The sequence below is a fragment of the Kiloniellales bacterium genome (assembly GCA_030064845.1).
Taxonomy (GTDB): Bacteria; Pseudomonadota; Alphaproteobacteria; order Kiloniellales; family JAKSDN01; genus JASJEC01.
The window spans coordinates 1-26,056 of the sequence record JASJEC010000027.1; the positions used below are offsets into that span (position 1 = coordinate 1).

Here is a 26,056-nt window from a genome sequence, read left to right on the forward strand (position 1 = left end):
CGCCGATCGAGGGCTCCTCGGACCCGGCCTTCCTGGGCGACCCGGCGCGGCACAACCCCGAGGACCTGCTGGTCGCCGCGCTCTCGGCCTGCCACATGCTCTGGTACCTGCACCTCTGCGCCGTGAAGGGCGTGGTGGTCACGGCCTACCGGGACGCCGCGGAGGGCACCATGCTGGAAGAGCCGCGCAAAGGCCGCTTCACCGAGGTGATCCTGCGCCCCGAAGTCACCATCACGGCCGAGAGCGACGCGGAGCGGGCCCGCCAGCTCCATGAGCGGGCGCACGCCGAGTGCTTCATCGCCAACTCGGTCAACTTCCCGGTGCGCTGCGAGCCGGAGATCGTGAGCGGCGGCTGACGTGCTGGGCGCAATCGCCGGAGATATCATCGGCTCGGTCTACGAGCGCAGCCACGTCAAGGTGACGGACTTTCCGCTCTTCCCCGAGGGCGCGACCTTCACCGACGATTCCGTGCTGACCGCGGCGGTCGCGGATTGTCTGCTCCACGACCGCGCCTACGACGAGAACCTGCGGAAGTTCTATCGCTTCTACCCGAACGCGGGCTACGGCTACCTGTTCAGCAGGTGGGGCCGCTCCGACGATCTCGGGCCTTACAACAGCTTCGGCAACGGCTCCGCAATGCGGGTCAGTCCGGTCGCCTATGCCCACGACAGCCTGGACGCGGTCCTGGCCGAAGCCGAGGCCAGCGCGACGGTCACCCACGATCACCCCGAGGGCGTCGCCGGGGCCAAGGCCGTGGCGGCGGCGATCTTCCTCGCGCGCAGCGGCGCCGGGAAGGCGGAAATCAAGGCCTACGTGGCCGCGACCTTCGCCTACGATCTGGATCGCAGCATCGAGGAGATCCGGCCGAGCTACAGCTTCGACGCGACCTGCCCGGGCTCGGTCCCCGAGGCCATCATCGCGTTTCTCGAGTCTTCCGACTTCCTCGACGCCGTCCGGCGCGCGGTCTCCCTGGGCGGCGACGCCGATACCCAGGCCGCCGTGGCGGGCGCGATTGCCGAGGCTTTCTATGAGGGTCTGCCGGCGGAAATCGAATCGGAAGTCTTTGCCCGCCTGGACGAGCGCTTGGCTGGGGTCACGCGGAACTTCAGGGAGCGGTATCTGGTCGAGGGCTATCGACTGTAGGCACTGAAACGCGAAACCAGAAACCGTTCACCACAGAGACACAGAGGACACAGAGAACCAAAAACATGAGTGGATCGGTCTGCGCGCTCGCGCGCTAACAATTTGTTTTTCCTCTGTGACCTCTGTGACCTCTGTGTCTCTGTGGTGAGACCTTTTGTTCTTGTTTTCAGTTCCGGCCCGGCGTCAGCAGGCCGCGGGCGATGACCTGGGCCTGGATCTCGGCGGCGCCCTCGAAGATGTTGAGGATCCGGGCGTCGCAGAGCACCCGGCTGATCTTGTACTCCTCGGCGTAGCCGTTGCCACCGTGGACCTGGAGCGCGTTGTCGGCGTTGGCCCAGGCGACCCGGGCAGCCAGCAGCTTGGCCATGCCGGCCTCGATGTCGCAGCGCCGGTCGGAATCCTTCTCCCGCGCGGCGGCGTAGGTCAGCTGCCGCACCACCATGGTCTCGACCGCCATCCAGGCGAGCTTGCCGGCGACGCGCGGGAACTCGAGGATCGCCTTGCCGAACTGCTGACGCTCGCGGGCGTAGACCAGGCCCAGCTCGAGGGCGTTCTGGGCCACGCCGACGGCGCGGGCCGCGGTCTGGATGCGCGCCGACTCGAAGGTCGCCATGAGCTGCTTGAAGCCCTCGCCCTCGACCTCGCCCAGGAGGTTCTCGGCCTTGACCTCGAAGCCGTCGAAGCCGAGCTCGTACTCCTTCATGCCGCGGTAGCCGAGCACGCCGATCTCGCCGCCGGTCATGCCCGGCGCCGGGAAGGGCGCCTCGTCGGTGCCCCGGGGCTTCTCCGCCAGGAACATGGAGAGGCCCTTGTAGCCCTTCTCCTCCGGGTTGGTGCGGGCCAGCAGGGTCATGACATCCGTACGTGCCGCGTGGGTGATCCAGGTCTTGTTGCCGGTGATCCTGTAGGTGTCACCGTCGCGCACCGCGCGCGTACGCAAGGCGCCCAGGTCGGAGCCGGTGCCCGGCTCGGTGAAGACCGCGGTCGGCAGGATCTCGCCCGAGGAGATGCGCGGCAGCCAGGCCTGCTTCTGCGCCTCGGTGCCGCCCAGGCGGATCAGCTCGGCGGCGATCTCGGAGCGGGTGCCGAGCGAGCCGAGGCCGATGTAGCCGCGCGACAGCTCCTCGGTGACCACGCACATGGCCATCTTGCCCATGCCGAGGCCGCCGTATTCCTCGGGCGCGGTCAGGCCGAAGACGCCCAGCTCGGCCAGGGCCTCGACCACTTCCATGGGGATCAGGTCGTCCTTCAGGTGCCAGGCGTGGGCCGCCTCCGCGTGGTCGTCGGCGAACTTTCGGAACTGGTCGCGGATCATGTCCAGCGTCTCGTCGCCCAGGGCGGCCCGGCCGAAATCGCCGTCGGCGATCAGCGCCGCGATGCGGGCGCGTACGGCCGTCGTGTTGCCGCCTTCGCGCAGCGTGCGTACGGCCGGGTCGTTGAGGAAGCCGGCCATCTCGACCTGCGAGACGCCGAGGTCGGCCGGGCGCACCACCTCGACCTGGCTGAGCGCGATGCCGCCGGCCATCTGGTCGAGATACTCGCCGAAGGCCGCGCGCAGCATGAGGCTCTCCAGCTCGCCGAGCGCGCCCTCGGCCTCCAGCCGCTCGGCCCACTGCAGCATCTCCTTGAGGGCCGCGCCGTAGGTCGCGAGCCAGGCGTAGCCGTGGGCGGCGAACTGCTCGGCTTCGAGGCGGGCGGCCTCGACCCGGCCCTCGGGCGCGACCTTCGCGGCGACCGCGGCCTTGGCCGAGGCGATGAAGCGTTCGGCGGCGGCGAGCGCCTCGCGGCAGCCCTCCAGCAGCGACTCCTGCGGCGCGTCGATGCGCCGGGATGCGGTGACGGCGGTGTCCTGTCTCATGCTCTCGCTACCCTTTACGCCACGCCCACGAGGAGCGCTTGATCACGGTCATCCTTCGACAAGCTCAGGATGAGGTCAAATCATTGAGATAGCTTACCCTCACCCGCGCGTCGCACTGGGCTGCGCGCCTGCCGAAGGTTGAGGTGCCGACTGAGCACCTCGTCCGCGCCCGTCACGCCTCCATCGCGTCCTCGATGGTGCGCATACCGGGGCGCTTGGCCGAGACCAGCACGGCCATGTTCCCGGGCTTGTGCTGGTTGTTCATCATCTTGGTGTGGGCGCGCGGGATGTCGTGCCAGGAGAAGACCTCGGACATGCAGGGGTCGATGCGCCGCTCGACCACCAGGGTGTTGGCCTGGGAGGCCTGCAGCAGGTTGGCGAAGTGGCTGCCCTGGATGCGCTTCTGGCGCATCCAGACGAAGCGCGCGTCCATGGTCAGGTTGTAGCCCGTGGTGCCGGCGCAGAACACCACCATGCCGCCGCGCTTGACCACGAAGCAGGAGACCGGGAAGGTCATCTCGCCCGGGTGCTCGAAGACGAAATCGACGTCGTTGCCCTTGCCGGTGATCGACCAGATCGCCTTGCCGAACTCGCGGCACTTCTTCATGTAGTCGCGGTAGCCGTCGACGTCCTTCACCTCGGGCAGGCGGCCCCAGCAGTCGAACTCGTTGCGGTTGATCACGCCCTTGGCGCCGAGCTGCATGACGAAGTCGCGCTTGTCGTCGTCGGAGATCACGCCGATCGCGTTGGCGCCGGCGGTCGCGATCAGCTGGACCGCCATGGAGCCGAGGCCGCCCGAGGCGCCCCAGACCAGGACGTTGTGGCCCGGCCGCAGGATGTGCGGCCGGTGGCCGAACAGCATGCGGTAGGCGGTCGCCAGGGTCAGGGTGTAGCAGGCGCTCTCCTCCCAGGTCAGGTGGCGCGGCCGGGGCATGAGCTGGCGGTCCTGCACCCGGCAGAACTGGGCGAAGGAGCCGTCCGGCGTCTCGTAGCCCCAGATCCGCTGCGAAGGCGAGTACATGGGGTCGCCGCCGTTACACTCCTCGTCGTCGCCGTCGTCCTGGTTGCAGTGCACCACGACCTCGTCGCCGACCTTCCAGCGCTTGACCTTGGAGCCGACCGCGTAGACCACGCCCGAGGCGTCCGAACCGGCGATGTGGAATTCCGCCTTGTGCACGTCGAAGGGCGAGATCGGCACGCCGAGGCCGGCCCAGACGCCGTTGTAGTTGACCCCCGCGGCGAGCACGAGGACCAGCACGTCGTGGCTGTCCAGCTCCGGGATGTCGACCACCTCGACCTGCATGGCCTTCTCCGGCTCGCCGTGGCGCTCGCGCCGGATCAGCCAGGCGTACATCTGCTTGGGCACGTGGCCGAGCGGCGGGATCTCGCCGACTTCGTAGAGGTCCTTGGTCGGCACCGTCGGCTGCTCGGCGCCGGCGTCCGCCACGCCGCTCTCGGTCACTGGGCTCATGCTCGTTGCTCTCCTTCAAGTTCCCCCGGCATCCGGCTGCGTCGCCGGCATGGCCGAAACTCCCCCTCGCAAGGCTCCGGAAGGCCGCCCGTGCTAGGATTGTGACGGAACGACCTTGCCGCTTGCTTGACTCTTACTTCGCGGATAGGCTTTTTGCAATGCACAATACGACAAGATCTTTCGTTGTTGAGTGTCAACGGGTAATTTTCGTGCGAACAACCGGTCTTGTCAGTAATATCATGACCATGCGGGGGTAGAGACCATGGCCGAGAGGCAGCGGGATCAGGAGAATCGGGGCGCCGATGCTGCGCCGCAAAGGGACAGGCCGTGGCTGTTCCGCACCTATGCGGGGCACTCCACGGCCGCCGCCTCGAACGCGCTGTTCCGCACCAACCTGGCGCGCGGCCAGACCGGTCTGTCCGTCGCCTTCGACCTGCCGACCCAGACCGGCTACGACTCCGACCACGAGCTGGCGAAGGGCGAGGTCGGCAAGGTCGGCGTGCCGATCTGCCACCTGGGCGACATGGAGACCCTGCTCGACGGCATCCCGCTGGACCGCATGAACTCCTCCATGACGATCAACGCCACGGCGGCCTGGCTGATGGCGCTCTATATCGCGGCGGCGGAGAAGCAGGGCGTGGCGCGGACCGCGCTGTCGGGCACGACCCAGAACGACGTCCTGAAGGAGTACCTCTCGCGCGGCACCTACATCTTCCCGCCGGCGCCCTCGATGAAGCTGATCACCGACGTGACCGCCTTCACCACGCGCGAGGTGCCCCGCTGGAACCCGATCAACGTCTGCTCCTACCACCTGCAGGAGGCCGGCGCGACGCCGGTGCAGGAGATCGCCTTCGCCCTGGCCAACGCCATAGCGGTCCTCGACGCCCTGAAGGCGACCGGACAGGTGCCGGAGGACGAGTTCCCCAAGGCGGTCGGCCGCATCTCCTTCTTCGTCAACGCGGGCCTGCGCTTCGTCACCGAGGTCTGCAAGATGCGCGCCTTCGTCGCGCTGTGGGACAGGATCTGCCAAGAGCGCTACGGGGTCGAAGACCCCAAGTACCGGCGCTTCCGCTACGGCGTGCAGGTCAACTCGCTCGGCCTGACCGAGCAGCAGCCCGAGAACAACGTCTACCGCATCCTCCTGGAGATGCTGGCCGTGGTCCTCTCCAAGGACGCCCGGGCCCGCGCCGTGCAGCTGCCGGCCTGGAACGAGGCGCTCGGCCTGCCCCGGCCCTGGGACCAGCAGTGGTCGCTGCGCCTGCAGCAGATCGTCGCCTTCGAGACCGACCTGCTGGAGTTCGACGACATCTTCACCGGCTCGAAGGCGATCGAGGCCAAGGTGGCCGAGCTGGTCGCCGAGGCCGAGGCCGAGCTGGCGCGCATCGAGGACCTGGGCGGCGCGGTCGCCGCGATCGACAGCGCCTACATGAAGACCGCCCTGGTCGAGAGCAACGCCAAGCGGGTCGCCGCGATCGAGAGTGGGGCCCAGACCGTGATCGGCGTCAACGCCTACACGGAATCCGCGCCCTCGCCGCTCACCGAGGGGACCGACGGCGGCTTCTTCACGCCCGATCCCGACGCCGAGAAAGACCAGCTCGAGCGCCTCGCGGCGTGGCGCGCCCGGCGCGACGGCGACGCGGCCGCCGCCGCCTTGAAGGAGCTCGAAACAGCGGCGAAGGGCGGCGCCAACGTCATGGAGCCCTCGATCGCCTGCGCCCACGCCGGGGTCACCACTGGCGAGTGGGCCGACGCCCTGCGCCGGGTCTACGGCGAGTACCGCGCCCCCACGGGCGTGGCCGGCGCCACGGTGCGCGGCCTCGCGCGCGAGGAGGAGCGCATCGCCGCCGTCCAGCAACGGGTGGAAGCGCTCGCTTCCCGGCTCGGCCGCCGGCCCAAGATCCTGCTCGGCAAGCCGGGCCTCGACGGCCACTCCAACGGCGCCGAGCAGATCGCCCTGCGGGCCCGGGACGCCGGCTTCGAGGTGGTCTACGAGGGCATCCGCCTGACCCCGTCCCAGATCGCCGGCGCGGCGCTGGAGGAGGGCGTCGACCTGGTCGGCCTCTCGATCCTCTCCGGCTCCCACGTCGCCTTGGCCCGCGAGACCCAGGCCCGCCTGGCCGACCAGGGCCTGGCCGACACCCCGCTCATCGTCGGCGGCATCATCCCCCCGGAAGACGCCGAGGCGCTGAAGGGCGACGGCGTCGCCGCGGTCTACACGCCGAAGGACTACGACTTGGCGGCGATCCTGGCGGACATCGCGGAGATCGTGGAACGGGGGGCGCGGGAGGCGGCGTGACCCCGATCATGCCGGGGCCGCGTTCAAAGGAACCAACTAGCCCTCACCCCGGCCCTCTCCCGCCGGGAGAGGGCCGGGGTGAGGGTTGTGGGTTAGCAATAACCCGTCCCTCTTGTTCCGGGTCGCGGTGGCGATATGAAAGCGCCATGTGAACCGGTGTTCGTCTTGCGCCAGCTCAACCGCACCCTCCTCCTAACCCTCCTCCTCGCCCTTACGGCGTGCGGGCCCAGCACCCCGCAGATCCCGCCGCTGCCGAAGGATGCCGTTGTGCTCGCCTTCGGGGACAGCCTGACCTACGGAACCGGGGCGTCGGCGGCGGAGAGCTATCCGGCGGTGCTGGAGCGGCTGATCGGGCGGCAGGTGCTGCGCGACGGCGTGCCGGGCGAGGTCTCGGGCGCGGGGCTGCGGCGGCTGGAAGGGGCGCTGCGGCGCCATCAGCCGGACCTGCTGATCCTTTGCCACGGCGGCAACGACTTCCTGCGCCGCCACGACCGGGCGGCCACCGAGGCCAACCTGGACGCCATGATCGGCCTGGCCCGGGGTCTCGGCGTCGCGGTCGTGCTGATCGGCGTGCCCGAGCCAGGCCTCTGGCTCTCCGAGGGGGCCGAGCTCTACGCCCGCCTCGCCGAGGCCCACCGCCTCCCCTACGAGGGCGAGATCCTGGCCTACATCCTGAAGAGCCCGGGCCTCAAGAGCGACCAGATCCACCCCAACGCGGCCGGCTACCGCCGCCTCGCCGAGGCCGTCGCCGCGCTGCTGCGCGCCAGCGGGGCGGTCTGACGCGGCAGGTCTGACGGGGCGGGCCAGCCCCTAGAGCAGATCCGGTTTGATGGAATCGCCACAGGCGATCCATCAACCGGGTGAATCTGCTCTAAACCTCAGATGTAGAGCGGATTCACATGTTCAGTTGGAACCACGAGGTGGTTCCAACTGAACATGATCCGCTCTAGAGAATCAGCCCCCGTAGTAACGCTTGAAGCTGCCCCGGGGCTTTTCCCTGAAGCGCAGCCTGAAGCCCTCGGGGCAGTAGGCGTTGCCGTTCTCGTGGAACTGCACGGGCCGATTCCTCAGCCGCTCGCGATCCATCGAGAGGCGCTCGGGCGTGCACACGCATTCACGAACCGCGCAGCCCACCGCCAGTTGATCCTGCCTGCGTTCGCTCGTGTAGCAACCGGTCAGTGCCGCCGCGACCAGTCCCAGCGCGATATAGCGCGCGGCTCTCACTCTGCTCATCGGTTCCGACACTCGTGTTTCCATCGGCGCGTACTTCGTTCTCGCTCTGCGCCATCGTTCAGGACCTGAACAGCATAGCGCGGCCCGTTTGTCCAGGCAGCCGTCTCGACGCGGGGCCGTCCGCATCTTTTCAGCGCGCGGGGGCCGGGTTTAGTATGACCGCCAAGCAATCCCGGACGGCAAGAGCCGGACGGGTGGGCGCCAAGCCCGAAGCGGCGGGCCCGGAAATGCAGGCGACGGCTGCCCGGATCATGCGGGCGGGGGCGGCCGGAAGCTCCATGGCAGCGCAGCGAGACGTCATGCGCGCCGTCCGGCGCGCGAGGATAGAGAGGCCTCACCATGACGAACCTTGCCGAGACGCAGGGCGTGGGCGCGGGCGGCCGCTTCGGCTGGCCGGCCCAGCTGTTCCACTGGGTCACGGCGGTCCTGGTCTTCGCCCTGATCGGCATCGCGCTCTACATGGATACGCTGCCGCTCGGGCCCGAGAAGATCGAGGTCTACAACATCCACAAGTCGATCGGCGTGACGGTGCTGGCGCTCACCCTGCTGCGCCTCGCCTGGCGCCAGGTGGCGCCGCCGCCGCCGCTGCCGCCGGGCATGGCCGCCTGGGAGGTCGGGGCGGCCCGGGCGAGCCACTTCCTGCTCTACGCCCTGCTGCTGGCACAGCCGGCCGTCGGCATCGTGCACTCCTGGGCCGCCAACTTCCCGGTCGTGGTCTTCGGGCTCTTCGTCCTGCCCAACCTGACCGGGCCCGACGAGGCCCTGAAAGAGACGCTCGGCCTGACCCATTTCGTCCTGGGCTGGGCCCTGGCGGGCCTGGTCCTGGTCCACATCGGCGCGGCCCTGCGCCACCGCTTCTGGCTGAAGGACGAGGTGCTCGCCCGCATGCTGCCGGGCGGCGGAGGCAGGCCGTGATCCGCGCTTTCCTGGTCTTCCTGCTCTTCCTTCTCTGCATCCTCTGCCTGCCCGCCGCCGCTCAGCCGCCGGCCTGGACCGTGGAGGTCGGCAGCCGGGTCGGCTACATCGCCAAGCAGTCCGGCGCCGAGGTCGACGGCGTCTTCGAGGTGTTCGACGCCGAGATCGCCTTCGCCCCCGAGGACCTCGCCGCCAGCCGGGTCGCCGTGACCATCGAGATCGCCAGCGTCAACAGCCAGAGCCGCGAGCGCGACGACGCGATCAAGGGCAAGGGTCTGTTCAACGCGATCACCTGGCCGACCGCGCGCTTCGAGGCGGCCGAGTTCGCGCACAAGGGCGGCGACCTCTACGAGGCGCGCGGCCGCCTGACTCTGCGCGACCAGACCCGTCCGGTGGTGCTGCCCTTCACGCTCGCGATCGCGCCGCACCCCGAGCGCGACGGGGCGCTGCTGGCCCAGGCCAAGGGCGAGCTGGAGATCTCCCGCCTCGACTACGGCGTCGGCCAGGGCATGTGGCAGGACACCTCGGTGGTCGCCGACGAGGTGCGCATCTTCATCGACATCCGCGCCACCCGCCCGGCGGAGTGACCGCAGCGAGCATTCGCCCCAACCTAAACCAACTGATTTTCACCACAGAGACACAGAGAACACAGAGAACCAAAAAGGATCTGGTTGCGCGCGAAGCGCGCGAAAAGAACCTTGGTTTTTCCTCTGTGTTCTCTGTGCCTCTGTGGTGGAATCTTTTTTGGTAAGCGTTCCCTTCTGTCATGCCCGGACTTGATCCGGGCATCCAGGGTCTGTTGGCAGTCGCGCTATGAAGCCGCCTTGGATGGCCGGGTCGGGGCCCGGCCATGACAAAAAGGGACGGGGCCGTTTTGGGTCGTGGCCACACGTCTCGTCATGCCCGGGCTTGAACCGGGCATCCAGCAAACCATGCAAGTGATGAGCGGTTGCCCTGGATGGCCGGATCAAGTCCGGCCATGACAAAGAAGGGCAGGTGCGGTTCCCGGATTGCCGGGTCGAGCCCGGCAATGACAGAGTGTCGGCGCCAGTTCCAACATCCTCGACCCGGGTGCCTGATTCATGTCCGAAGCGAGCCGACCATCCGCCGCCTTCGCCGCGCCGGACGGCGCGAACCGGGAGGCGGTCGGCGCGCTGCTCGGCCGCGCGCTCGACCTTGTACTCGACCACATGGCGAGCGCCGGTGGGCGGCCGCCGCTGCCGCCCGAGCCGGGGCCGACGGCGCTTCGGCTGCCGCGCGCGCCCCTCGACGAGGCGGAGATCCTGGACGGCCTGAAAGCGCTGCTCGAGGCCTCGATGAACCCCCACAGCCCCGGCTGGATGGGGCACATGGACCCGGCGCCGGCGACCGCCTCGCTGGTCGGCGCGCTGGCCGGGGCGGCGGTCAACAACAACCTGCTGTCGCTCGAGATGTCGCCCGCCTTTTCGCGGCTGGAGGCGGGGCTGATGACCGAGCTGGGCCGGCTGTTCGGCCTGCCCGAGGGCTGCGGCGGGGTCATGGCGAGCGGCGGATCGCTGGCCAACATCCACGCCCTCGCGGTCGCCCGCAACCGGGCCTTTCCCGTCGCCGAGGACGGCCTCGCCGGGCTCGCCCGGCGGCCCCTGGTCTTCGCCTCCGAGGCGGCCCACACCTCGCTCAAGAAGGCCGCCATGGTGCTCGGCCTGGGCTCCAAGGCGGTGGTCCCGGTCGCGACCGACTCCGACGGCCGCATGGTGCCTTCGGCGCTGGCGCGGGCGATCGACGAGGCGGAACAGGGCGGCGGCGCCCCCTTCGCCGTCGTGGCGACCGCCGGCACCACGGTGACCGGGAGCTTTGATCCCCTGGAGGCCCTGGCCGGGATCGCCGCCGACAAGGGCCTCTGGTTCCACGTCGATGCGGCCTACGGCGGCGCCATGATCCTGAGCGAGGCCGGACGCGGCAAGCTGGCCGGGATCGAGCGCGCCGACTCGATCACCTTCAACCCGCAGAAGTGGCTCTACGTCGCCAAGGCCTGCGCCTGCTGCCTGTTCCGCGCGCCGGCGACGCTGGAGCGGCACTTCCGGATCGACGCGCCCTACATGGCCGCGACCGGCGGCTTCACCAACCTGGGCGAGCTCGGACTCCAGGGCACCCGGGCGGCCGAGGTGCTCAAGCTCTGGCTCACCCTGCAGCACCTGGGGCTCGAGGGGCTCGGCGAGATCGTCGAGGAGAACCTGGCGCTGACCCGGCGCCTGCTGGCCGAGATCGAGGCGCGGCCGGCGCTGGCGCTGGCCGCCCGGCCCGACTCCAACCTGCTCTGCTTCCGGCCCGCCGCGGGCGACCGCGCGGACGACACCACGGACGACCTTGGGGACGATCCGGAGCGGGGCGACCGCCTGACCGCCGCGCTGCAGCGCTGCCTTCTCGAGGCCGGGATCTTCCTCTCCCTGCCGCTCTACCGCGGGCGGCGCTGGCTGCGCGCCGTCCTGCTCAACCCCCAGACCGGCGAAGCCGAGCTCGCCCGCCTCCTCGCCGTGGTCGACGAGTTCCTGGCGCAGGAGGGGCTGAGCTGAATCCCGAGAACCAAATAAGATTCACCACAGAGGACACAGAGAACACAGAGAACCAAAAAGGGTTGGTTGCGCGCGAAGCGCGCGAAAAGAAACCTTGGTTTTTCCTCTGTGTTCTCTGTGTCCTCTGTGGTGAATCAGCTTTTCTTTTTTTGCCGGAATGGCCAAACGCCATGGCCTCCATGGTTCCGCCCGCCCTTGCCTGCGCGGGTTCCGGGCGATAGTCTCGCTCCCATGACGCAACACCTGTTCGGCACGCGGATTCGAATTAGCCACCCGGCGCCCAAGGGGCAGCCGGGCCGAGCTTTTCGACCGTTTTTCGCCAGACAGGAGTTTGCGTGTCATGTCCGCTAGTCGTTCCGCTTCTTCCCCCGATTTCTTCGCCTCTTCGCCCGGCCGCCGCCGGGACCAGGGCCTTACCGTCGCCTGCTTCTCGATTCAGGCCGAGGCCGAGCCCGGGGTCATGCCCCGGGTCCTCGAGCTCTTCGCCAAGCGCAACCTGGTGCCGAGCCGCTGGGTCAGCGACCGCATCGGCCCACGCGGGGACGAGCTGGCCATCGACCTCCAGGTCGAGGGGCTGACCCCCGAGCTGACCGCCTACATCGCCCGCTGTCTCGGCCAGATCCAGGCGGTCAACGCCGTGCTCACCTCGCAGAAGGCGCTCACTTGAGCCTGCTCGACCGGATCCGCGGCTGCCAGCGCTGGGAGCCGGCCGACTACCGGCCCTTCATGGTCGGCTCGGACCAGGTCGGCTGGGTCCGGCACGAGACGGCCCGGCGTCTGGCGGCCTACGACCGGGTGTTCCGGATCAGCGAGCAGTCTGTCCGCCTGCACCCGGCGCTGGGCAGCGTCAAGGCCCGCACCGAGGCGGTGGCCGAGGTCCTGGAGCGCTTCCGCGACCGGGGCGAGTTCCCCAATTGGCGCAACGAGCCCTACCCGGTCCTGAACCGCTGGGGCGCGGCGCCGCTGATGACCATCGAACGAGCGGCGGTGCCGATGTTCGGGGTGCGCGGCTTCGGCGTCCATCTCAACGGCTACCACCGGGCCGGGGACGGCCTGCGCCTCTGGGTCGGGCGCCGCTCCCGGCACAAGCCGACCGGCGCCGGCAAGCTCGACAACCTGGTCGCCGGCGGCCAGCCGGCGGGCATCAGCGTGCGCGAGAACCTGGTCAAGGAGTGCGCCGAGGAGGCCGACATGCCGCGCGCCCTGGCGGAACGGGCGATCGCGGTGAGCGGGGTTTCCTACATCACCGAGCGCGACGAGGGCCTGCGCAACGACGTGCTGTTCTGCTACGACCTGCTGCTGCCCGAGGACTTCGAGCCGCGCAACACCGACGGCGAGGTCGAGGCCTTCTACCTCTGGCCGATCGGTCAGGTCATGGAGGTCCTGGCCGAGACCGAGGACTTCAAGTTCAACGTCGCCCTGGTCAACATCGATTTCCTGGTGCGCCACGGCTACGTCACCGCCTCGGACCCCGACTACCTCGACATCCTGCACGGCCTGCGCGTGCCGGAGTAGGGCGGGTCCGCCGTACAGCTGATATGGTCCGGAACCCTTGATCGCCGTCATCCTTCGACAAAGCTCAGGATGAGGGTCATTTCTTGAATCACCTCGCCCTCACCCTGAGTTCGTCGAAGGGTGATGGTGCCGACTGTGCACTTCGTCAGCGGCCGGCTGAACGCGCGCCTCAGTCCGGAAAGCCGGCCAGCGCGCGCACCTCGGCCGGGCTCTTGCCCGCGGCGCGCAGGGCGCGGATCGAGAGCGCGTCGTGGCGCTTGGCAAGGCGCTTGCCGCTCTCGTCCTCGACCAGGGCGTGGTGGTGCCAGGTCGGCGTCGGCAGGCCGAGCAGCGCCTGGAGCAGGCGGTGGACGTGGGTCGCCGGCAGCAGGTCGGCGCCGCGGGTGACCAGGGTGACGCCCTGGAGCGCGTCGTCCAAGGTCACCGCCAAGTGGTAGCTGGTCGGCACGTCCTTGCGGGCCAGGACCACGTCGCCGAGGATCTCGGGCGTCGCCTCGATGAAGCCCTCGCCCAGATCCTCCCAGGCAAGGTCGCCCACGCTCTCCAGGGCGCGGGCGAGATCGAGCCTGAGCGCATGGGCCTCGCCGCCGGCGACCCGGCCGTGGCCCTCGTCCGCCGGGAGGCCGCGGCAGAGGCCCGGATAGAGCGGGCCCTCGGGGCCGTGGGGCGCCCGCCCCGCGCGGGCGATCTCGGCCTGGATCTCCTTCCGGGTGCAGAAGCAGGGATAGACGAGGCCGCGCTCGCCGAGGCGGTCGAGCGCGGCGCGGTAGTCGTCGAGATGCTCGGACTGGCGGCGCACCGGTTCTTCCCAGGAGAGGCCGAGCCAGTCCAGGTCCTCGAAGATCGCCGCCTCGAACTCGGGCCGGCAGCGGCCCCGGTCGATGTCCTCGATGCGCAGCAGGAAGCGGCCGCCGGCCTGCCGCGCCGCCCGCCAGGCGAAGAGGGCGGAGTGGGCGTGGCCCAGGTGCAGCAGCCCGGTGGGCGAGGGCGCGAAGCGGGTGACGGGCGCGGAAAGGGTCATCAGAGCAAGACTTGGTTGGCGCGGGCCTTGCCCACAAGTCCCGCGCGCGCCAGGGTGCCGCGATGACGAGCATCGACAGCGAAGCGGCCCTGCGTGAGGGTCTGGAGCAGCTCGCCCACCTCGATTCGGACCTGGGCGCGGCTTACCGCGACTTCGGCGCGCCGCCGCTGCGCGCCGAGCAGCCGGGCTACCGGGCGCTGCTCAGGATCATCGTCGGCCAGCAGGTCTCGGTCGCCTCGGCCTCGGCGATCTGGGGCCGCCTGCGAGAGGCTTGCGGCGACCCCTTCGGTGAGATTCAACCCGAAGCCTTCCTGGCGCTCGACGAGGAGGCCATGAAGGCCGTCGGCCTCAGCCGGCAGAAAATCGCCTACGGCCGCGCGATCGCCGAGGACCTGGTGTCCGGCCGGGTCGACCTGGAAACCCTGGCCGGCCTCGACGACGAGGCGGCGATCGCCGAGCTCCGCAAGCTCAAGGGCATCGGCCGCTGGAGCGCCGAGGTCTACCTGCTGTTCTCGCTCGGCCGCCCCGACGTCTTCCCGGCCGACGACCTGGGCCTGATGATCGGCGTGCAGAAGCTGAAGCGGCTGGCCGAGCGGCCCGACGCCCGGACCCTGCGCGACCTGGTCGCGCCCTGGCGCCCCTGGCGCGCGGTCGCGGCGCGCCTGATCTGGCACGTCCGCGGCCAACTCGCCCTGCCGGAGGATTCTCGGTAAGGGGCGAAGAACTCCCGAGCCCTTGATCACGTTCATCCTTCGACAAGCTCAGGATGAGGGTACTTCTTTGATGCATTCTGCCCTCACCCTGAGCTTGTCGAAGGGTGATGGTGCCGACTTAGCAGATTGCTAGACCTCGAGCTCGACCCAGATGGGCTGGTGGTCGGAGCCCTGGGCCTCGTTGTCGATCCAGGCGCGGTGGACCCGGTCGGCCAGGCCCGCGGTCACGAAGCAGTAGTCGATCCGGAGATCGCCGAGGGTCGGGTAGTTCGGGTTCTCGGGGTAGGTGACCCCTTCGTCCTCCGCGTTCCCGGCGGCGACCCAGGTGTCGACCAGGCGGTGGCGCACCTCGACCCGGTCGTCCCAGGCGCTGCGGGGGCCGACCAGGGCCTCGTACTCCGGCGAGCGGGGCTCCAGGTTGAAGTCGCCCAGGAGAATCGCCTCCCGGGGCATGGGCGGCTCGGCCCCGCACTCCCAGTGCTCGTAGGCGTCGGGGTCGGCGCCGCTCCAGCAGCCGCCCTCCTCTGGCGCCGCGCGGATGATGCGCCAGAGGCTTTCGATCTGGGCCAGGCGCTCGGCGGCGAGGAAGTGGGCCAGGTGGAGCGAGTAGACGCGCAACGGCCCCCTCTCCCCCTCGATGACGGCCTCCAGGGCGCCGGTCTGGGTGTTGAAATGCCTGAGCGGCGCCATCTTGGGCAGGAGGTGCAGGCGCGACGACAGGATCGGCGTTCGGCTCAGGATCATGGTGCCGAACTGCTTGCGACGGTTCTCCACGCCGCCGTCCGGCCGATGCGTGCTGGCGTCCATGTCGTAAGCCGGGCCGTAGACCCAGAAGTACTCGGGCAAGAGCCGGCCGAGCTCGGCCGGCTGGTCGGCCATGCCGCTGCGCCGCCAGTTCCGCTCGACCTCCTGCAGGGCGATCACGTCGGCGCCGCCGACCGTGTCCGCGATCCGTGCAAGGTCGTAACGGCCGTCCTTGCCGAGAGAATACTGGATGTTGTAGCCGACCAGCTTCACGGCGTTCGCCTTTGCTCCTGGTTCAAGAAGTCTTCGACGGCACGCTTCTCTCGGTCAAGACCGGGCGGGGTCCCGAAGGTCTCCAGTACTTCAGGCGCGATGACCGTTCGCGCGGATGAGGTCGCCCAGGCTGCGGAGAAACCAAAAAGAAGGCTTCACCACAGAGGCACAGGGAACACAGAGGAAAAACCAAAGTTTTTTGGCGCGCTCCGCGCGCTATCCAACCCTTTTTGTTTCTCTGTGCTCTCTGTGCTCTCTGTGTCTCTGTGGTGAGTCATTTTGTTTTTTGTCGGAGCGGCCAATGGCGGACCGTGCGCGCCACGGCCTGCGCTGTTCATGCGGCTGGTCTTTTTCTTCTGCGCCCTGTCAGCGCGGCGGGGTGGTCGCCAATTGGGGCGCCGGCCCGTGCTTCCGGGACAGCAGCAGCTTCGGCTCCTGGACCAGGAAGAACTCGCCGCGCGGCGTGGGGTCGGTGATGAAGAAGTTGAAGCGCACTGTGGCGCCGGGGTCGACGCTGCCCCGGCCGAACCTGACCCGGTCGTAGGGTTCGCTGATCTGCTGGCTGAAGGCGAAGCTGTCCGAGGCCGGCGCGGCCTCGCCGAAGCTGCGCATCTGGTCGAACGACAGGCCGTCGCCGTAGGTGCTGGGACTGCGGAGCTTCTCCTGCAGCTCCAGGTCGAACCCGGTCCAGACCCGGCCGCTCCCGTTGATCACGATCTTGATGATCGCGAGGTTGATGAAGGTCGGGATCGACACCTGGCGATCCGGCGTCTTGCGCTGCTGCCGGCCGCGGATCACCAGGATCGCCGCTTCCAGCGTCGCAATCTCCTCGACGATAACGATCGGGTCGGCGAGCGACCCGGACCCGGATACCGAGACCAGCTTGAAACCGCCCAGTTCGTCGCTGAAGGTGAGTCCCGCGGCCTCCCAGGTGGCGGTCTTGGCGGTCGCGGGCCAGAGGCCGAGGAGCGCGAGCAAACCGAGACCGGCGAGCAGGGATTTCATGGCTTTATCCTACGGCAGGACACCTCGCCTGTCTAATCGGCCGGCCGGCGTTCTTGCGTCCCTTTCCCAATTCGTCCATCATCTTGGCAACATCTGCCCGCAAAAACAGAAGCCTTAAAGGGAGGCAGGGGCGGGCGCCGAGGCAGGGAGACAAGCATGAACAAGCTGGGCGACTTGGAGCGCCTGCTGCGCGCGGGCCATATCGATCGACGCCAGTTCCTGGCCGGGGCCGCGGCGCTGGGCGTGGGCGCGGCCGCAGCGGGCACGCTCGCCGGCCAGGCGCTGGCCGCGACGCCGAAGAGGGGCGGCAAGCTGCGCCTCGGCATCGGCCACGGCTCGACCACGGATTCGCTCGATCCGGCGACCTTCGAGAACGGCTACATGGCGCTCTTGAACTTCGCCATCAACAACCACATCGCCGAGATCAACTCGGAAGGCGAGCTGGTGCCCGAAGTGGCCGCTTCCTGGGAGGCCTCGGACGACGCCAAGACCTGGTATTTCAAGGTCCGCCAGGGCGTCGAGTTCCACAACGGCAAGACCGTCGACGCCGACGACATCGTCGCCTCGGTCAACCACCACCGGGGCGCGGACTCGAAATCGGCGGCCAAGCCGCTGCTCGAGCAGGTGGTCGACATCAAGGCCGACGGCAAGGACACCGTCGTGGTCGAGCTTTCGGGCGGCAACGCGGACTTCCCCTTCGTCATCGGCGACTACCACGTGGCGATCCTGCCCTCGAAGGACGGCAAGGTCGACGCGATGAGCGGGGTCGGCACCGGCGGCTACATACTGGAGAGCTTCGAGCCCGGCGTCCGCGCCTCTTTCAAGCGCAACCCGAACTACTTCAAGGCGGGAGCGGCGCACTTCGATGAGGTCGAGATGCTCTCGGTCACCGACGTGGCGGCGCGCACCAACGCGCTGATCACCGGCGAGATCGACACCATGGACCGGGTCGACATCAAGACGCTCGCCCTGATGAAGCGCAACGAGAACATCAAGATCGCCGAGACCACCGGCACGGCGCACTACACGATCCCGATGCGCACGGATCAGGGGCCCTTCGACAACAACCACGTACGCATGGCGCTGAAGCACGCCCTGGACCGGGAAGCACTGCTGCAGACCGTGCTGCGCGGCCACGGCGCGGTCGGCAACGACCACCCGATCAGCACCTCGAACCGCTACCACGCCTCGGACCTGGAGCAGCGGACCTACGATCCGGACAAGGCCAAGTTCCACCTGAAGAAGGCGGGTCTGACCGAGCTCACCGTGCCGCTGCACGCTGCCGACGCCGCCTTCGCCGGCGCGGTCGACGCCGCCGTGCTCTACAGGGAGCACGCCGCCGACGCCAACATCAACATCGAGGTGGTGCGCGAGCCGAACGACGGCTACTGGTCCAATGTCTGGATGAACAAGCCCTGGTGCATGTGCTACTGGGGCGGCCGTCCGACCGAGGACTGGATGTTCTCGACCGCCTACGCCGAGGGCGCCAGCTGGAACGATACCTTCTGGAAGCACGAACGCTTCAACAAGCTGCTGGTCGAGGCCCGGGCCGAGCTGAACGAGGCCAAGCGCCGCGACATGTACGGCGAGATGCAGCTGATCCTTCGCGACGAAGGCGGCGTCGTCGTGCCTCTGTTCAACAACTACGTCTTCGCAATGTCCAAGAAGGTCCAGCACGGCACGCTGCAGGGCAACTGGGACATGGACGGGACCAAGTGTATCGAGAGGTGGTGGTTCGCCTGATCAGCCTTCGGGGGAGTGGGCAAGGCAATGGGGCAAATTCTGACTATGGTGGCCCAACGTTTGAGTCTGGGCCTCCTGACACTGTTCGTCGTTTCTCTGATCATCTTCCTGGGAGTCGAGTTGCTGCCGGGCGACCTGGCGGAGGCGATCCTCGGCCAGGCCGCGACGCCGGAGACGGTGGCGGCCTTCCGCAAGGAGCTGCGGCTCGACCTGCCGGCCCACGAGCGTTACATCGAGTGGCTGCTCGGCATCCTGCAGGGTGATCTCGGCAGGTCGCTGGCCAACCAGCGCGAGATCTCCGAGCTGATCGGCACCCGCCTATGGAACACGCTCTTTCTCGCCTCGATGGCCGCGGTCATTGCCGTGCCGCTGTCGCTCATCCTCGGGCTGCTCGCCGCGCTCTACCGCAACAGCTTCTACGACCGCGCGGTCAACGTGGTCACCCTGAGCTCGATCTCCTTCCCCGAGTTCTTCGTCGCCTACATCCTGATCCTGTTCCTGGCGGTCGATAACCAGGTCTTCCCGAGCCTCTCCAACGTCAGCGCCGACCTCAGCCTCTGGGAGCGGGCCTACCGCTGCGCGCTGCCGGCCTTCACGCTGACCCTGGTCGTGGTCGCCCACATGATGCGCATGACCCGGGCGGCGATCATCAACCTGCTGGCCAGCCCCTACATCGAGATGGCCAACCTCAAGGGCATGAGCCGGTCGCGCATCATCATGCACCACGCGCTGCCCAACGCGCTCTCGCCGATCATCAACGTGGTGGTCCTGAACCTGGCCTACCTGGTGGTCGGCGTGGTCGTGGTCGAGGTGGTCTTCGTCTACCCGGGCGTCGGACAGCTCTTCGTCGACTCGGTGGTGAAGCGCGACATCCCGGTGGTCCAGGCCTGCTGCCTGGTGTTCGCCGCGACCTACATCCTGCTCAACCTGACCGCCGACATCCTGTCGATCGTCAGCAATCCCAGACTCCTCCATCCGCGATGACCCGGGGCCGATCATGAAGGATTTCCTCAAGCTGCTGAGATCTTCGCCCTGGAGCGCCCGCTTCGGGATGGCGGTGATCGTGTTCTACGTCTTCATCGCGATCTTCGGGCCGATGCTGACGCCCTACGGCGAGTCCGAGATCGTTGGGGCCGAGTTCGAGCCGCGCGGCGGCGAATTCGTGCTCGGCACGGACAACCTGGGCCGCGACATGATGACGCGGCTGATCTACGGCGCCCGGAACACCATCGGGATCGCCTTCGTCACGACCTGCCTGGCCTTTGCGATCGGCGGCATGGCCGGTCTCATGGCGTCGGTCCTGGGCGGCTGGGTCGATAACGCGCTGGGTCGCATCGTCGACGTGCTGATGGCCATCCCGCCGCTGATCTTCGGGCTGCTGATCCTGACCATTCTGGGCACCTCGATTCCGGTGCTGATCGTGGTCATCGCCGTGCTCGACTCGACACGCGTGTTCCGATTGACGCGGGCGGTCTCGATGAACCTCGTCGTGCTCGACTTCGTCGAGGCGGCACGCCTCCGCGGCGAGGGCATCGGCTGGATCATGCGCCGGGAGATCCTGCCGAACGCCATGCCGCCCCTGGTGGCCGAGTTCGGCTTGCGCTTCTGCTTCGTCTTCCTGTTCATCAGCGCGCTCAGCTTCCTCGGCATCGGCATCCAGCCGCCGACCGCCGACTGGGGCTCGATGGTTCGCGACAACGCGACGCTGATCAATTACGGCGACATCACGCCGCTGCTGCCGGCCGGCGCCATCGCGCTGCTGACCGTCGGCGTCAACTTCGTGGTCGACTGGTTCCTGCACAAGACCAGCGGTCTCAAGGATTAGAGGGGGCGGGGCGCATGAACGACAGCGCAGGCCAGAAAGCCAACGGCGAACTCCTGCTGACGATGAAGGGCCTGAAGATCGAGGGCCTGGCGGACGAAACCTGGAACGAGATCGTCAAGGGCGTCGACGTGACCCTGAACCGCGGCGAGGTGCTCGGCCTGATCGGCGAGTCGGGCGCCGGCAAGTCGACCATCGGCCTGGCCGCCATGGCCTACAGCCGGGACGGCTGCCGGATCTCCGGCGGGGAGATCATGTTCGACGGCATCGATCTGATGAAGATCTCCGAAGACGAGCGCCGCGCCCTGCGCGGCGTGCGGATCTCTTATGTCGCGCAGAGCGCGGCGGCCTCGTTCAATCCGGCTCACAAGCTGATTGACCAGTTCGCCGAGGGGCCGATCAAGCACGGCGTGATGAGCCAGGAAGAGGCGCACAGCAACGCCAAGGACCTGTACCGGCGCTTGCAGCTGCCCGATCCCGACAACATCGGGTACCGCTACCCGCACCAGGTCTCGGGCGGCCAGCTGCAGCGGGCCATGGTCGCCATGGCGATGTCCTGCCGGCCCGACCTGATCATCTTCGACGAGCCGACCACGGCGCTCGACGTCACCACCCAGATCGAGGTGCTGGCGGCGATCAAGGACGTGGTCAAGCAGTTCCAGACCGCGGCGATCTACATCACCCACGACCTCGCCGTGGTGGCGCAGCTCGCCGACCGCATCATGGTGCTGCGCTACGGCAACCTGGTCGAGGAAGGCCATGCGCGCGAGATGATCGCCCAGCCCCAGGAGGAGTACACCAAGGCGCTGCTGGCGGTGCGCACCTACCGCAAGGAGGGCATGGCGGAGATCACCGAGGAGGAGCCGCTGCTCAGGGTCGAGAACGTGCACGCGGCCTACGGCGGCGCGGTCAAGGTTCTCGACAGCATCGACCTGAAAATCCACAGGGAGCGGACGGTCGCCGTGGTCGGCGAGTCGGGCAGCGGCAAGTCGACCCTGGCGCGGGCCATCACCGGCCTGCTGCCACCGCTGGAAGGGCAGGTCTACTACCGCGGCGAGCCCCTGCCGCGCAACGTGAAGTCGCGCAACCGGGATCAGCTGCGCCGGCTCCAGATGATCTATCAGATGCCCGACACGGCGATCAATCCGAAGCAGCGCGTGCGCGAGATCATCGGCCGGCCGCTCAGCTTCTACCTCGGTCTCCACGGCCAGGCGCGCGACGCGCGCATCGACGAGCTCCTGGAGATGATCGAGCTGGATCCCGCTGAGTTCCGCGACCGCTTTCCCGGCGAGCTGTCGGGCGGGCAGAAGCAGCGGATCTGCATTGCCCGCGCGCTGGCCGCCGAGCCAGAGCTGATCATCTGCGACGAGGTCACCTCGGCGCTCGACCAGCTGGTCGCCGAGGAGATCCTCAAGCTCCTGCAGCGCCTGCAGGACGACCTCCACGTCTCCTACATGTTCATCACCCACGACCTGGCGACCGTGAAGGCGATCTCCGACGAGATCGTGGTCATGCTGCAGGGCCGCATCGTCGAGCAGGGCGTGAAGGAAGACGTGCTCAAGCCGCCGCACCACGAGTACACCGAGCTGCTGCTGTCCTCGGTGCCGGAAATGGACACCGAGTGGCTCGACACCCTGCTCGAACGGCGCAGGCAGGCGGCCGCAGCGGCGGAGTAGCACCCCAGGTCTCAAGAACGGCGCCGGCGGGCCGCCTAGAGCGGATCATGTTTAGATGGAAACACTTCGTGGTTTCCAACTAAACATGTGAATCCGCTCTACATCCTAGGTTTAGAGCAGATTCACCAGGTTTGATGGATCGCCTCCGGCGATTCAGTCAAACCCGGATCTGCTCTAGGATCCTGGCGGCGCCGGGCGCGGCGTGCTTGGATGACGGCCGCCCCTTTCCCGAAACCAACCGCATGCAACGGGAGGCACGGAGATGTCCGATCCGCTCGATCTCGACGGGCCCCGGCAGGGGCCGGCCGGCGGCGGGGCCGCCGATTCGCTCGTCGTGCTGCTGCACGGGCTGGGCGCCGACGGCAACGACCTGATCGGGCTGGCGCCCGAGCTCGCGCCGATCCTGCCGGGGGCGTACTTCGTCTCGCCCCACGCGCCCTTTCCCTGCGACATGGCGCCGTTCGGCCGCCAGTGGTTCAGCCTCCAGGACCGCACGCCCGAAGCGGTCCTGGCCGGCGTGCGCATGGCAGCGCCGATCCTCGGCGCCTTTCTCGACCGGGAGCTGGCGCGGCTGGGCTTGGCCGAGGACCGCCTCGCCCTGGTCGGCTTCTCCCAGGGCACCATGATGTCGCTCTACGTCGCGCTGCGCCGCGAGAAACCGGTGGCCGGCGTGCTCGGCTACTCCGGCGCCCTGATCGGGGCCGGGCTGCTGGCCGACGAGCTGGCCTCCCGGCCGCCGACGCTGCTGATCCACGGCGAGGCCGACGACATCGTGCCGGTCGGGGCGCTCGACATGGCCCTGGAGGCGCTCACCGCCAACGCCGTGCCGGTACGGGGCCTGCGCCGGCCCGGCCTCGGTCACGGCATCGACCCCCAGGGACTCGCCGAGGGACGGACGTTCCTGGCCGAAGTGTTGAGCGGATGAATCTCCCGGCGGCCGAAATCCGCCGCTAGTGTCCCGATCTCGAAGTTCGAGCGATCGAACTTTGAGATCAAGGGGACACTACCCCTATGATTCTAGTGTGATTCAGCTTCCGAAGTTCGACACGAGAAACGTGCCGAACTTCGGAACCATCACACTAGAGCAGATCCGAGTTTGACTGAATCGCCGGAGGCGATCCATCAAACCCGGTGAATCTGCTCTAAAATCATGTAGAGCGGATTCACATGTTTAGTTGGAGACCACGAAGTGGTTCCATCTAAACATGATTCGCTCTAGCAACGCCCAGCAGGCCGTCAAGTAAAGAAAGACGGCATTTGTCGACAATGCTGCGGGTCAATCGGAACTTAGGATAACGACACTATGATAAATTCATGAAGTTTCCGGGGCCGGACCACCAGTCCTTGTGTTTGCCGGGGCTGTCCAGTATCTAGGTTTCGGTTTCGGAAGGCATCGGCGGCCGACGAGCCGCGCAGGTAGGGTGGAGTAATGGGCCATGACCGTGGCTGAAGCCTATCCGGCTCTGGTGCTCAACGCCGATTTCAGGCCGTTGAGCTATTTCCCCCTATCGCTCTGGTGCTGGCAGGACAGCGTCAAGGCCGTATTCCTGGACCGCGTCAACATCGTCTCCGAATACGAGCAGGTCGTGCGCTCGCCGAGCTTCGAGATGCGCCTGCCGAGCGTGATCTCCCTCAAGGAGTACATCCACCTGGATCGGCGGCCGGCCTTCACCCGGTTCAACGTCTTTCTGCGCGACCACTTCGACTGCCAGTACTGCGGCCAGAACTTCGGCTCCGAGGAGCTGACCTTCGACCACGTCATCCCGCGCTCGCGCGGCGGCCGGACGACATGGGCCAACGTGGTCACCGCCTGCCAGGACTGCAACCTGCGCAAGGGCGACCGCATGCCCCGGGAGTGCCAGATGCTGCCGCTGCGGACTCCGGTGCAGCCGACCACCTACCAGCTGCAGGAGAACGGCCGGGCCTTCCCGCCCAACTTCCTGCACCACAGCTGGAACGACTATCTCTACTGGGATAGCGAGCTCGAAGACTAGACTGGGCTTCAAATAGAGCGGCGTTTCACCGCTTTCTCCCGCCGGCCTCGCTGAGCGCGATGCCGCCGAGGATCAGCGCCATGGCCGCGAGCGAGGCCGGCTCCGGGCGCTCGCCCACGACCAGCCAGCCGACCAGGACCGCCCAGGGCGGGATCAGGTAGTTGATCAGGGCGACGAAGCTCGGGCCCGCCATGCTGATCAGGCGCAGGAAGATGACCGTCGCCAGGGCGGTCGACAGGACGCCGAGCAGCGCGACGGCCCAGAGCGCGTCGGCCGGCACCGCGTCGAGGGCCGGCCAGGGGCTGGCGGCGCCGGGCGGGATCATGATCGCGGCCGACGCCAGAGTGATTCCGGCGGCCGCGGCCAGGGGCTCGCAGGGCGGACGCCGGCGGGCCAGGATCGTGTTGACCGCGTAGCAGACCGCGCCGCCGAGCACAGCGAGCTGGAACCAGAGCACCGTGCCCTCGCCCCGGATCTCCAGCAGGGCCTCCGGGCCGGTCAGCACCACGATGCCGAGGAAGCCGAGCAGGAAGCCGGCGATCCGCCGCGGCGTCATCCGCTCCCCGGCGACGAAGAAGTGGGCCAGCACCAGTGTGGTGAGCGGCATGATCGCCATCAGGATGCCGGCCAGGCCGCTGTCGATCCTCTGCTGTCCCCAGGAGATCAGGAAGAACGGCAGGCAGTTGCCGAAGACGGCCAGCGCGATCAGCGAGCGCCAGAGGTGCCAGCCCCCGGGCCAGGGCCGCTTCAGCAGGACGAGGATCGCGGCCAGGACCAGCGTGCCCAGGACCTGCCGTACCGTGACCAGGGCGCTCGGCGCGAAGGCCTGGAGGGCGATCTTGTTGAGCAGGAACGAGCTGCCCCAGAGCACGACCAGGGAGAGCAGCAGCAGCCAGTGTGCGAGCGGCCTCGAGGTCATCGGCCCGGCGGGCGGGGCGCCCGGCTCAGACCCGTTCCGAGAGCCAGATCGCCAGGCGCGACGCGCGCTTGATGCCGGCGGTGAGCATGGGGTAACCGGGGGCCTCTTCGGCGCCCGCCGCCAGGCCCAGGTCCCGGTGCTCCAGCTCCTCGGCCCGGAAGCGCTCGATGGTCTCCTTCAGCGGCGCCTCGTCCTCGCCAAGCGCCTCGGCCTGGGCGGCGTAGTGCTCGTCGATCACCTCCTCGACCGCCACGGTGCAGGCCATGGCCGCCTTCTCACCCATCAGGGCGGTGGCCGCGCCCAGGGCGAAGCCGGCCAGGTGCCAGACCGGCTGCAGCGCGGTCGGCCGGACCCGGCGCTCTGTGATCAGCCGGTCGAAGGTCTCCAGGTGGGCCAGCTCCTGCTCGTACATGTGGCGGATCGCGGCTCCGCCCGGCTTGCGCTCGAGCACCGCGAGCTGCCCCTCGTAGATGCGCCGGGCGCCGTACTCGCCGGCCTGGTCGACGCGGATCATGCGGGCGATCCGCTGCTCGGCGCTGGGGTCGCCGGGCAGCCGGTCCCGGGCCTGGGTCCCGGCGCGCGTCCCGGTCTGGTTCCTGGTCTTGGTCTTGGTCTTCGTGGGGCCGCTCATGCCGTCCGCTCCGTTCCTGCCGGCCGCGCGGCCCAGAGGCTGATCAGGCCTAGGGCCAGCGAGGCGATGGCATTGTAGCCGGCGATCGAGAGGCCGAACAGGGACCAGGGGATGGTGTCGCAGGGCACGAAATCGGTCGCCAGCATCCGCTCGCGCAGCTCCTCGAGCGACAGGGTCGGATCGAAGACCGGGGCGTGGCAGGCGGCGGTGCCGCGCCACCAGTGCTGCTCGACGCCGGCGTGGAAGAAGGCGATGGCCGCGCCGCCGAGAAACGCCAGTCCGCCGAGGCCGACCAGCCAGCGCCGCTGGCGCTGTCCGAGGCCCGGCGCGAGACCGACCAGGCCCAGGGCGCCGGCCAGCACGTAGGCGTAGCGCTGATAAATGCAGAGCACGCAGGGCTTTAGGCCGCCCCAGACCTCGCTGGCGTAGGCCGCGCCGAGCGCGGCCAGGGAGACCGACAGGATCAGCAGGCAGGCGACGCGCGGCTCGCGGATTAGGGTGATCATGGCCAGAAATGTGGCGGTTCGGCCGC

Annotated in this window: 25 protein-coding genes; 16 read left to right on the top strand and 9 right to left on the bottom strand. The window is 68.4% G+C overall.

The genetic code is table 11. The features are described from left to right. Together QNJ67_11750 and QNJ67_11755 are read left to right on the top strand one after the other, a co-directional pair. A partial coding sequence (locus QNJ67_11750; GenBank protein ID MDJ0609640.1) for an OsmC family protein occupies positions 1-356 on the top strand: 356 nt, incomplete at its 5' end. Position 357: 1 nt separating this feature from the next. Next, entirely contained in the window at positions 358-1,143 is a 786-nt protein-coding gene (locus QNJ67_11755; protein ID MDJ0609641.1) for an ADP-ribosylglycohydrolase family protein, read from the top strand. A 166-nt stretch (positions 1,144-1,309) separates the two neighbouring features. Here the strand turns inward: QNJ67_11755 and QNJ67_11760 are convergent, their stop codons facing one another. Together QNJ67_11760 and ccrA are read right to left on the bottom strand one after the other, a co-directional pair. Beyond that, complete coding sequence (locus tag QNJ67_11760; protein MDJ0609642.1) at positions 1,310-3,001, bottom strand: acyl-CoA dehydrogenase family protein; 1,692 nt, start codon at positions 2,999-3,001, stop codon at positions 1,310-1,312. A gap of 172 nt (positions 3,002-3,173) precedes the next feature. Beyond that, the gene (gene ccrA, locus QNJ67_11765; protein MDJ0609643.1) at positions 3,174-4,472 is read right to left on the bottom strand and encodes a crotonyl-CoA carboxylase/reductase; all 1,299 of its coding nucleotides are present in this window, start codon (positions 4,470-4,472) and stop codon (positions 3,174-3,176) included. Positions 4,473-4,734: 262 nt separating this feature from the next. Here ccrA and QNJ67_11770 point away from each other — a divergent pair, with 262 nt between their 5' ends. Together QNJ67_11770 and QNJ67_11775 are read left to right on the top strand one after the other, a co-directional pair. Continuing rightward, positions 4,735-6,768: a protein meaA gene (locus tag QNJ67_11770; GenBank protein ID MDJ0609644.1), complete on the top strand. Its 2,034-nt coding sequence runs from the start codon at positions 4,735-4,737 to the stop codon at positions 6,766-6,768. Positions 6,769-7,035: 267 nt separating this feature from the next. Next, positions 7,036-7,548: an arylesterase gene (locus QNJ67_11775; GenBank protein MDJ0609645.1), complete on the top strand. Its 513-nt coding sequence runs from the start codon at positions 7,036-7,038 to the stop codon at positions 7,546-7,548. A gap of 174 nt (positions 7,549-7,722) precedes the next feature. Here the strand turns inward: QNJ67_11775 and QNJ67_11780 are convergent, their stop codons facing one another. Further along, positions 7,723-8,001: a hypothetical protein gene (locus tag QNJ67_11780; GenBank protein ID MDJ0609646.1), complete on the bottom strand. Its 279-nt coding sequence runs from the start codon at positions 7,999-8,001 to the stop codon at positions 7,723-7,725. Positions 8,002-8,340: 339 nt separating this feature from the next. Here QNJ67_11780 and QNJ67_11785 point away from each other — a divergent pair, with 339 nt between their 5' ends. From QNJ67_11785 to QNJ67_11805, 5 genes are all read left to right on the top strand, one after another. After that, the gene (locus QNJ67_11785; GenBank protein MDJ0609647.1) at positions 8,341-8,916 is read left to right on the top strand and encodes a cytochrome b; all 576 of its coding nucleotides are present in this window, start codon (positions 8,341-8,343) and stop codon (positions 8,914-8,916) included. Continuing rightward, the gene (locus QNJ67_11790; GenBank protein MDJ0609648.1) at positions 8,913-9,503 is read left to right on the top strand and encodes a YceI family protein; all 591 of its coding nucleotides are present in this window, start codon (positions 8,913-8,915) and stop codon (positions 9,501-9,503) included. Before QNJ67_11785 ends, QNJ67_11790 begins: the two co-directional genes overlap by 4 nt. Before the next feature lie 495 nt (positions 9,504-9,998). Continuing rightward, complete coding sequence (locus QNJ67_11795) at positions 9,999-11,468, top strand: pyridoxal-dependent decarboxylase (GenBank protein ID MDJ0609649.1); 1,470 nt, start codon at positions 9,999-10,001, stop codon at positions 11,466-11,468. Positions 11,469-11,808: 340 nt separating this feature from the next. Beyond that, positions 11,809-12,135, top strand: a complete 327-nt coding sequence (locus tag QNJ67_11800; protein ID MDJ0609650.1) for a hypothetical protein — start codon at positions 11,809-11,811, stop codon at positions 12,133-12,135. Next, the gene (locus tag QNJ67_11805) at positions 12,132-12,983 is read left to right on the top strand and encodes a DUF4743 domain-containing protein (GenBank protein MDJ0609651.1); all 852 of its coding nucleotides are present in this window, start codon (positions 12,132-12,134) and stop codon (positions 12,981-12,983) included. Before QNJ67_11800 ends, QNJ67_11805 begins: the two co-directional genes overlap by 4 nt. 169 nt (positions 12,984-13,152) lie before the next feature. On the opposite strand, the gene gluQRS is transcribed toward QNJ67_11805, so the two are convergent. Then, positions 13,153-14,004: a tRNA glutamyl-Q(34) synthetase GluQRS gene (gene gluQRS, locus QNJ67_11810; protein MDJ0609652.1), complete on the bottom strand. Its 852-nt coding sequence runs from the start codon at positions 14,002-14,004 to the stop codon at positions 13,153-13,155. A gap of 62 nt (positions 14,005-14,066) precedes the next feature. Between gluQRS and QNJ67_11815 the strand changes: the two genes are divergently transcribed. Beyond that, positions 14,067-14,717 (top strand): DNA-3-methyladenine glycosylase, encoded by a 651-nt coding sequence (locus QNJ67_11815; protein MDJ0609653.1) that lies wholly within the window; start codon positions 14,067-14,069, stop codon positions 14,715-14,717. Positions 14,718-14,846: 129 nt separating this feature from the next. Here the strand turns inward: QNJ67_11815 and QNJ67_11820 are convergent, their stop codons facing one another. Next, complete coding sequence (locus QNJ67_11820; protein MDJ0609654.1) at positions 14,847-15,734, bottom strand: endonuclease/exonuclease/phosphatase family protein; 888 nt, start codon at positions 15,732-15,734, stop codon at positions 14,847-14,849. 366 nt (positions 15,735-16,100) lie between these two features. Beyond that, on the bottom strand, positions 16,101-16,739 hold the full coding sequence (locus QNJ67_11825; protein MDJ0609655.1) for a hypothetical protein: 639 nt from the start codon (positions 16,737-16,739) through the stop codon (positions 16,101-16,103). Positions 16,740-16,895: 156 nt separating this feature from the next. On the opposite strand from QNJ67_11825, the gene QNJ67_11830 reads away from it, so the two are divergent. The 6 genes from QNJ67_11830 (at position 16,896) to QNJ67_11855 (ending at position 23,974) form a co-directional block, all read left to right on the top strand. Continuing rightward, positions 16,896-18,482: an ABC transporter substrate-binding protein gene (locus tag QNJ67_11830; GenBank protein MDJ0609656.1), complete on the top strand. Its 1,587-nt coding sequence runs from the start codon at positions 16,896-16,898 to the stop codon at positions 18,480-18,482. 45 nt (positions 18,483-18,527) lie between these two features. Then, positions 18,528-19,466, top strand: coding sequence for an ABC transporter permease (locus tag QNJ67_11835; protein ID MDJ0609657.1), 939 nt, complete (start codon positions 18,528-18,530; stop codon positions 19,464-19,466). 13 nt (positions 19,467-19,479) lie between these two features. Continuing rightward, the gene (locus QNJ67_11840) at positions 19,480-20,307 is read left to right on the top strand and encodes an ABC transporter permease (GenBank protein MDJ0609658.1); all 828 of its coding nucleotides are present in this window, start codon (positions 19,480-19,482) and stop codon (positions 20,305-20,307) included. 14 nt (positions 20,308-20,321) lie between these two features. Then, the gene (locus QNJ67_11845; GenBank protein ID MDJ0609659.1) at positions 20,322-21,980 is read left to right on the top strand and encodes an ABC transporter ATP-binding protein; all 1,659 of its coding nucleotides are present in this window, start codon (positions 20,322-20,324) and stop codon (positions 21,978-21,980) included. Positions 21,981-22,242: 262 nt separating this feature from the next. After that, positions 22,243-22,905, top strand: coding sequence for a dienelactone hydrolase family protein (locus QNJ67_11850; protein MDJ0609660.1), 663 nt, complete (start codon positions 22,243-22,245; stop codon positions 22,903-22,905). 511 nt (positions 22,906-23,416) lie between these two features. Next, complete coding sequence (locus QNJ67_11855; protein ID MDJ0609661.1) at positions 23,417-23,974, top strand: HNH endonuclease; 558 nt, start codon at positions 23,417-23,419, stop codon at positions 23,972-23,974. A 25-nt stretch (positions 23,975-23,999) separates the two neighbouring features. Here QNJ67_11855 and QNJ67_11860 read toward each other — a convergent pair whose 3' ends face one another. The 3 genes from QNJ67_11860 to QNJ67_11870 form a co-directional block, all read right to left on the bottom strand. Beyond that, positions 24,000-24,893 (bottom strand): DMT family transporter, encoded by an 894-nt coding sequence (locus QNJ67_11860; GenBank protein MDJ0609662.1) that lies wholly within the window; start codon positions 24,891-24,893, stop codon positions 24,000-24,002. Positions 24,894-24,918: 25 nt separating this feature from the next. Further along, on the bottom strand, positions 24,919-25,407 hold the full coding sequence (locus QNJ67_11865; protein ID MDJ0609663.1) for a demethoxyubiquinone hydroxylase family protein: 489 nt from the start codon (positions 25,405-25,407) through the stop codon (positions 24,919-24,921). Positions 25,408-25,520: 113 nt separating this feature from the next. Further along, complete coding sequence (locus QNJ67_11870) at positions 25,521-26,030, bottom strand: disulfide bond formation protein B (GenBank protein ID MDJ0609664.1); 510 nt, start codon at positions 26,028-26,030, stop codon at positions 25,521-25,523. Between the last annotated feature and the right edge of the window lie 26 nt (positions 26,031-26,056).

What these genes read in the sequence shown, in the direction of transcription:
- QNJ67_11760 (MDJ0609642.1), bottom strand. Translation starts at nt 3,001, where the DNA reads ATGAGACAGGACACCGCCGTCACCGCATCCCGGCGCATCGACGCGCCG.
- ccrA (MDJ0609643.1), bottom strand. Translation starts at nt 4,472, where the DNA reads ATGAGCCCAGTGACCGAGAGCGGCGTGGCGGACGCCGGCGCCGAGCAG.
- QNJ67_11770 (MDJ0609644.1), top strand. Translation starts at nt 4,735, where the DNA reads ATGGCCGAGAGGCAGCGGGATCAGGAGAATCGGGGCGCCGATGCTGCG.
- QNJ67_11780 (MDJ0609646.1), bottom strand. Translation starts at nt 8,001, where the DNA reads ATGAGCAGAGTGAGAGCCGCGCGCTATATCGCGCTGGGACTGGTCGCG.
- QNJ67_11785 (MDJ0609647.1), top strand. Translation starts at nt 8,341, where the DNA reads ATGACGAACCTTGCCGAGACGCAGGGCGTGGGCGCGGGCGGCCGCTTC.
- QNJ67_11795 (MDJ0609649.1), top strand. Translation starts at nt 9,999, where the DNA reads ATGTCCGAAGCGAGCCGACCATCCGCCGCCTTCGCCGCGCCGGACGGC.
- QNJ67_11800 (MDJ0609650.1), top strand. Translation starts at nt 11,809, where the DNA reads ATGTCCGCTAGTCGTTCCGCTTCTTCCCCCGATTTCTTCGCCTCTTCG.
- gluQRS (MDJ0609652.1), bottom strand. Translation starts at nt 14,004, where the DNA reads ATGACCCTTTCCGCGCCCGTCACCCGCTTCGCGCCCTCGCCCACCGGG.
- QNJ67_11815 (MDJ0609653.1), top strand. Translation starts at nt 14,067, where the DNA reads ATGACGAGCATCGACAGCGAAGCGGCCCTGCGTGAGGGTCTGGAGCAG.
- QNJ67_11825 (MDJ0609655.1), bottom strand. Translation starts at nt 16,739, where the DNA reads ATGAAATCCCTGCTCGCCGGTCTCGGTTTGCTCGCGCTCCTCGGCCTC.
- QNJ67_11830 (MDJ0609656.1), top strand. Translation starts at nt 16,896, where the DNA reads ATGAACAAGCTGGGCGACTTGGAGCGCCTGCTGCGCGCGGGCCATATC.
- QNJ67_11835 (MDJ0609657.1), top strand. Translation starts at nt 18,528, where the DNA reads ATGGTGGCCCAACGTTTGAGTCTGGGCCTCCTGACACTGTTCGTCGTT.
- QNJ67_11840 (MDJ0609658.1), top strand. Translation starts at nt 19,480, where the DNA reads ATGAAGGATTTCCTCAAGCTGCTGAGATCTTCGCCCTGGAGCGCCCGC.
- QNJ67_11845 (MDJ0609659.1), top strand. Translation starts at nt 20,322, where the DNA reads ATGAACGACAGCGCAGGCCAGAAAGCCAACGGCGAACTCCTGCTGACG.
- QNJ67_11850 (MDJ0609660.1), top strand. Translation starts at nt 22,243, where the DNA reads ATGTCCGATCCGCTCGATCTCGACGGGCCCCGGCAGGGGCCGGCCGGC.
- QNJ67_11855 (MDJ0609661.1), top strand. Translation starts at nt 23,417, where the DNA reads ATGACCGTGGCTGAAGCCTATCCGGCTCTGGTGCTCAACGCCGATTTC.
- QNJ67_11860 (MDJ0609662.1), bottom strand. Translation starts at nt 24,893, where the DNA reads ATGACCTCGAGGCCGCTCGCACACTGGCTGCTGCTGCTCTCCCTGGTC.
- QNJ67_11865 (MDJ0609663.1), bottom strand. Translation starts at nt 25,407, where the DNA reads ATGATCCGCGTCGACCAGGCCGGCGAGTACGGCGCCCGGCGCATCTAC.
- QNJ67_11870 (MDJ0609664.1), bottom strand. Translation starts at nt 26,030, where the DNA reads ATGATCACCCTAATCCGCGAGCCGCGCGTCGCCTGCCTGCTGATCCTG.